Raw genomic sequence first — 6,099 nt, 5'->3', positions numbered from 1 at the left:
ACAACCCACCACCCCCCCCCCCCCCCCGCACCCTCCCCCCCCCCCCCCCCCCCCCCCCCCCCCCCCCCCCGACCCCCCCCCCCCCCCCCCCCTCCCCCCCCCCCCCCCCCCCGGGGCAGTGTCCGGCTTACGGCGCGGCGATCTCGCGCGTCAGCTTCGACTGCCAAGGACACCAGGCCGAGCGGGGCAGGAGCGCCCCGCCGACCTCGGTCAGGTGCTCGTCGACGTAGGAGATGCTCGCGTCGCACACCTCCATGGCCATGCCGAAGAACCGCACGGAGTTCGGGTCGAGCTGGTACTTCCACGGCTTGTTGTACGAGGCGGGTTTCTTGACGATCGTCCCCATGACGCCGACGTTCTCGGTGTCGACGCCGCTCAGTATGTTCCTGGCCTGCTGGATCTTCGCCCGGTCCGTGAGCTTGAAGACGAAGGTGTCCGTGCCGTCGGTGAACTCGAAGTAGGCCGCCGGCGCGGCCGCGGGGCGCACTTCCGTGCCGTTTCCGCTGTCCGCCGCGTGAGCGGGCTGGGCCAGGGCCAGGGCGACCATCGAGACCGCGGCGAGGGCGCCGGCCTTGGTGAGGGTTCGTCGCATGACGGGACCTCCGGTGTCCGTTGGGTCGCGTGTGCGACCCGGATGCAATCAACCTAATCGGGACATTGCCGCATTGGTCCGTTACCTGGCGAAAGTGTCCTGAAGTAGCCGATCGCTTCTGAAAATCGGCCCAACAGGCCTTTGTTTCGCGGAAGTTTATGAAACGGACACTTGATACGGCGGAAGGCGCCCGCCCCGGTCCATCGGCCGGAGCAGGCGCCTTCAGCCGTGCCGGGGGGCGCCTCAGCCGACGCGGCCGAAGTCCCCGGCGTCCGAGGACGAGCGCGGGCCGGGGAAGGGGCCGGGGCCGGCCGGCGGCCGCGGCGCCGGGGCGCGGCGGGGGCGGCGGAGGCGTCGGACCGCCGGGGTGAGGCGGCGCAGGAGGGCGGTTGCCAGCGGGACCGCCAGCAGGCCGCCGATGACCACGATCAGCACGGTGAAGGCGATGAAGGGCCGCGGTTCCGGGCCGGTCTTGACCTTGTCCTCGGTGTAGAAGTCGTACCAGACGAAGACGCACTGCAGGATCGTGAGCGAGGTCAGCGCGACGATCACCTTGTTGCGGAACTCGTCCCGCCGGTTGGCGACCCGCTCCCGCCTCAGGTTGAAGATCTCCCGCAGCGCGGCCATCCGGTCGCCCAGCATGCGGCCCTCCTCCGAGATGCCCCAGGCCTCGTCGACGGCGTTCTTCACCGTCAGCTGCGAGTTGGAGATGTAGCGGATGCTCTCGCTGAAGATCACGCTGCGGAAGGTCGCCTTGTCCGTCAGATCGAGGATCTCGTCGTACTGCCGGTCGATCTCGGCCTGGTTGTAGGGGCCGTCCGCCTCGATGCGCATCAGCTGGCTCGCGGTCAGGCGCGTCGCGTCGTCGATGATCAGCCAGTTCTGCGAGGCGAGGATCAGCCCGCTGACGTACTCCTGGAGCGACTCCTCGTCGGCGCCGGTGACGCTGCTGAACAGGTACCCCACCGTGCAGGACGTCCCGCCGAGCGTGCACGTCACCCCGACCCGGACGCTGACCGGCACGTTCTCGCCCGGGTCGAGCAGGATCCGGTGCCACCACAGCATCCGGCCCGCCGGCAGCATGCCGTCCCCGGCCACCCGCTCGCCGACGCAGTCGAGCGGCACCAGCGTCTCCTTCATGCACGCGCACCACCGGCGGATGTGGCGGCCCAGCGCCTTGCGGTACGGGTCCTCCAGCGCACGGAGCTCACGGCCCCGGCCCGGCTTGTCGATGTGCAGGTCGATGTCGTCGGCGCACTGCGGCAGTTCGAAGACGGCGAAGCCGATCGACAGGCTGCTGATGTAGATCCGCGCGGTGAAGTCCACGCCGAGCTCGGCGTCCTGGATCCGGACCGTGCCGTCGAGCAGGGAGTTCTCGATGCGCGCCGCGTGGTTCGGCTCCGGGTAGTCCAGCACGATGTGGTCGTCGGACCATGCGCCGTCGGCGCCATCGACGTCGTCATGGCCGTCCGCCGTCACGCGCAGTCCGGGGAAGCACGCCCGCAGCGGTGCCACGACGGCCGCCCGGTCCTCGATCAGGCTGCTGAGCGAGAAGTCGACCGGCAGGGAGAACGTGACCACCGCGATGATGCGCACCGGGCCTCCAGAAGTGTCGGGGGAAGGGGTCCTGCCGAACCGCCCCCGGGCCACCGGGATGCCACGCCGTGCCTCCGCCCCCCAGGCGCCGGACGGAGACGGGTCCGGGCCGGTAGGACCGTATCAGCTAGGCTGATCCCAATTCACTTGCCCAACACGGAGGTTCGGCTGTCAGCCGCCGGCAGTACCAGCAGCGCCAGCAGCACCGCGCGGGGTGTCGCTTCCGTCGGAGCCTCCGCGGTCGGGTTCGGCCTGCTGCCCGTCCTCGCGGTGTGGGGCGCGGCGACCGGGCTGAACGTGATGACCCTGCTCATCCTCCGCTTCGCCCTCACCACCGCCCTGCTGCTCCCGCTGCTCGCCCCCGGCCAGAGCAGTCGGCGCCCCTCGCCGCGCGACCTCGGCGGCCTCTTCGTGTTGGGCGTCCTCTTCGCCCTGCAATCGGTCCTCTACCTGCTGGCCGTCCAGCGCATCACACCCGGCCTGGCCGTCCTGCTGCACTACGTCTATCCGGTGTTCGTGCTCGCCCTCTCCGTCGTCCTGCGGCACGACGCCCCCACGAAACGCCTGGTCCTGCCCCTGGGCCTCGCCCTCGGCGGCCTGGCGCTGACGGTCGGCAGACCCGGCGACGCCGACACGGTGGGCGTGCTCTGCGCCGTGGGCTGCGCCCTGGTCTACGCCCTCTACGTCGTGCTCGGCACCCGGCTCTCCGAGCGCGTCGGGGCGCAGCGGCTCACCTGGTACGTGGTCCTCGGCTCGACCGTGTCCCTGGCGGCGGTGGCCGTGCCCGCCGGCGGCTTCGACCTCGGCTTCGCGCCGGCGGGCTGGGCGGCGATCGCGGTCATCGCGGTCGTCTCGACCGCCGTGCCGATCGCCCTGTTCTTCGTCGGGTCGAAGGTGCTGGGCGCGACCGGCGCCTCGATCCTCAGCATGCTGGAGCCGGTCGTCGGCGTCCTGGCGGCCTGGGCCTTCCTCGGGGAGCGGGTCACCGCGCTCCAGCTGACCGGCGGCGCCGTCCTCCTCCTCGGCGCGGTGCTCAGCGTGTACGCCCCGGCCGCCTCCCGGGCCGCCGGCCGGCGGGTCACCTGCTGACCCTGCCGTGATCCGGTGCGGTCCGCGCCGCGCCGCGCCGTGTCCCTGACGTGCCGGATGTTGCCCGCTGCTGCATCCTGCTCAGGACAGGCATCCGCAGCCGACGGGAGCTCCCGGAAGGAGCCGCCACCGTGTCCGGACCGCAGGCCGCCCCGCGCCGCCTCGTCGTGCCGGGCTGGATGCGCAGGTACACGCCCTTCCTGGGCCGGATCCTCGAACAGCTCGCACGCATCCACCTCCTGGACTGCGCCACGCGCCTGGCGGCGCAGGCCTTCCTCGGCGCGATCCCCGCCGTCTTCGTCATCGGGGCGCTGTCCCCCGAATGGATGCGGCAGCAGCTGATCTCGACGATCAGCACCACCCTGGGCCTGACGGACTCCGCCCTGGACCAGGTGCGCGCGGTGTACGCCGCCGGCGACACCACGGCCGTCGCGAGCACCGGAGCCGTCGGCCTCCTGGTGACGCTGTTGTCGGCCACGGCGTGCAGCCGTGCCCTCCAGACGACGTGCGAGCGGTGCTGGCGGGTGCCCAAGGCGGCGGCCCGGCTGGCCGCGTGGCGGTGGCTGGCCTGGCTCCTCGTCTGGCTGGCCGCGCTGATCTTCCAGGGCCCGGTGCAGGACGCGTTCGGCACCGGCCGGGCCCTCGGCACGGTCCTCGCGCTGGTCAGCGGGACGCTGCTGTGGTGGTGGACCCAGCACCTGCTGCTCGGCGGCCGGGTGCCGTGGTGGCCGCTGCTGCCCGGGGCGGTCCTGGTGGCGGTGGGGGAGCAGACGGTGACCTGGGGGTCGCGGTACTACATGCCGCGCGCCGTGAACCGCAGTCTGGAGCAGTTCGGCGGACTCGGGCTGGTCTTCGCCCTCCTGTCGTGGCTGATCATGTTCTTCGTGGTGGTGACCGTGGGCATCGCCGTGGGGTACGTCCTGGCCCACGAGCCTCCGCTGGCCCGCCGGTTGGGCACCCCCGCCGACCTGTCCGCCGACACGTCCCCCGAAGCCCCCGCCGCCTCGCCGGAGCCGCCCGCGCCGCCCGCGCGGCAGAGCTGACTCAGCCCTGCCGCCGCTCCTCGCGCTCCTGCCGGCCGTCGGCTGCCAGGAGGGCCAGCACGGCGAGTACGGCCAGCAGGATCAGCACCATCAGCAGGACCGTCAGCACCGTCGGGTGGTTCCACAGCGCGAACACGAGCGCGAGGATGAGCAGGACGGCGAGGGTGAGCCACCGCCGGTGGGTCTCCACCCAGACGCCGGCCCGCCCGGTGCCCAGCCCATGGCCGCCGCCCCACCGGGCAGCGGAGTCGGCCGTACGCTCGGCGCCCCCGCGCAGGGCACGCGGCAGGCGGCCGGCGCCGGAGAGGTACGCGCCGATCGCCACCACGACGCCGAGCACGAGCGCGGTGCGGATGCTCACGCGCAGGAAGCGCAGCAGGGTGTCGAAGACGGCGGCCGCCGCGTCCGGCGACTGCACCTGGGCGGGCAGGTGGTCGAGGTAGTAGCGCCGGGCGAGCACCAGGCCGATCGCGAGGACCAGGCAGGCGCCCGCGGCTCCGAGAGCGGTGGTGACCAGGGCGCGGCGCCGGCGCCGGGCGAGGAGCACCCCGACCGTGCCGAGCAGCACGGTCAGGACCGGCAGCCAGATGCCGACGGCGTCGAGGAGGCGTGCCGCGCCCCGGATCTTCCCCAGCTCCTCGGACTGGAAGAGGACCATCTGCCGGTCGACCTCGGGGATCTTCGCGGCGGGGGAGATGCCGGCGGCCACGAGGTCGTCCTTGACCCGCTCGACGGCGGCGCCCACGTCCAGGGTGACGGTCCCGTCGGCGACGCCGATCGCGCCGCGGCCCTTTCCGGTGAGCGCGTGGACCACGGAGGAGTGCGCGGCCCGGTTGGCGCCGTTCCAGACGGCCTCGAACCGGTCGCTCTCGACGAAGCGGGCGGCCACTTTCGTGACCGCCTGGTCCACGGCCGCGTCCAGCTGCGGCCCGAGCGCCTTGATCGCGGTGCCCGCGCGGGGCGGCAGCCCCCGCGACTGGAGCCACGATGCCACGTCGGCCGCCACCTGCGGGCCGTCGACCCGCACGTCGGCGGCCGCGGTGATGCGGCGGACGGCCGCGGCCTCGATGGCCGGGTCGGAGGCGAGCGGGGAGACCGTCGCCACGTACCGGTCGGTGTCCAGCACGATGTCGTGCACCCACACGGTCAGCAGCGAAACCGGTACGAGCAGGCAGGTGAGCGCGATCAGCACGGCCGAGACGGTGCTCTTCACGGCCCGCCCGGTACGCGAGCCCGCCCGCGCGGGGTCGGCGGGTCCGGGCGGGTGCTGCTGGGGCGGCGTAGTCAAGGGCACTCCCGGGGAGAACGGCCGCGGCGGAACCGCCGCTCTCCCCATTGCACGTGCGCCGCAACGGCCGCGCACCCTCGCGTGCGCCGTCCGGGCGTCAGGGCCGCGGGTCCGCCGAGCGGGCGTTCACCAGGACGCCCCTTCCACCTCGGCCGCCGCAGCGCCCGGCAGAGCGCCACCGAACTGCTCGACCGCCTCGGCCTCTCCGAGGCCGCCGGCAAGCTCGCCGGCGCGGACAGCGGCGGCATGCGCCCTCGCCTGGACCTGGCCGCCGTGATGGTCCTGGAGCCCGCGGTGCGCAGCCGGCTCCACTGGGCCGGCGCCGTCAGCACGGACACCGGCAGGGGAGTCGCCGACCGGTTCCGGTCCATGCCCATGGCCCCTCCGCCGTCGTCACCGGGCGCGGACTCTCCGGCCTGCCCACCGCCTCCGCCGATTCCAGCGGCTCGGCCGCTGAGCGGTTCGTACGGTCACCTCACATAGAATCCGCA

At 73.3% G+C, this 6,099-nt stretch carries 6 protein-coding genes; 3 read left to right on the top strand and 3 right to left on the bottom strand.

Going from position 1 to position 6,099, the window contains the following annotated elements; genetic code table 11:
- Positions 1-127: 127 nt before the first annotated feature.
- Positions 128-592: a BP74-related protein gene (locus ACZ7H1_RS04205; RefSeq protein ID WP_470783554.1), complete on the bottom strand. Its 465-nt coding sequence runs from the start codon at positions 590-592 to the stop codon at positions 128-130.
- Between the two features lie 243 nt (positions 593-835).
- Positions 836-2,188, bottom strand: coding sequence for a hypothetical protein (locus tag ACZ7H1_RS04200; protein ID WP_470783553.1), 1,353 nt, complete (start codon positions 2,186-2,188; stop codon positions 836-838).
- 147 nt (positions 2,189-2,335) lie between these two features.
- Between ACZ7H1_RS04200 and ACZ7H1_RS04195 the strand changes: the two genes are divergently transcribed.
- Positions 2,336-3,277: an EamA family transporter gene (locus tag ACZ7H1_RS04195; protein WP_470783551.1), complete on the top strand. Its 942-nt coding sequence runs from the start codon at positions 2,336-2,338 to the stop codon at positions 3,275-3,277.
- A gap of 131 nt (positions 3,278-3,408) precedes the next feature.
- Positions 3,409-4,320: a YhjD/YihY/BrkB family envelope integrity protein gene (locus ACZ7H1_RS04190; protein ID WP_470783549.1), complete on the top strand. Its 912-nt coding sequence runs from the start codon at positions 3,409-3,411 to the stop codon at positions 4,318-4,320.
- Between the two features lies 1 nt (position 4,321).
- Here ACZ7H1_RS04190 and ACZ7H1_RS04185 read toward each other — a convergent pair whose 3' ends face one another.
- Entirely contained in the window at positions 4,322-5,608 is a 1,287-nt protein-coding gene (locus ACZ7H1_RS04185) for a hypothetical protein (protein WP_470783547.1), read from the bottom strand.
- Positions 5,609-5,689: 81 nt separating this feature from the next.
- Between ACZ7H1_RS04185 and ACZ7H1_RS04180 the strand changes: the two genes are divergently transcribed.
- Complete coding sequence (locus ACZ7H1_RS04180; RefSeq protein WP_470783545.1) at positions 5,690-6,091, top strand: hypothetical protein; 402 nt, start codon at positions 5,690-5,692, stop codon at positions 6,089-6,091.
- The last annotated feature ends 8 nt before the right edge of the window (positions 6,092-6,099 follow it).

Source organism: Streptomyces sp. NPDC037401 (genome assembly GCF_055602345.1).
The sequence above is the reverse complement of the archived record's forward strand: the minus strand, read 5'-3'. Positions and strand labels throughout refer to the sequence as shown.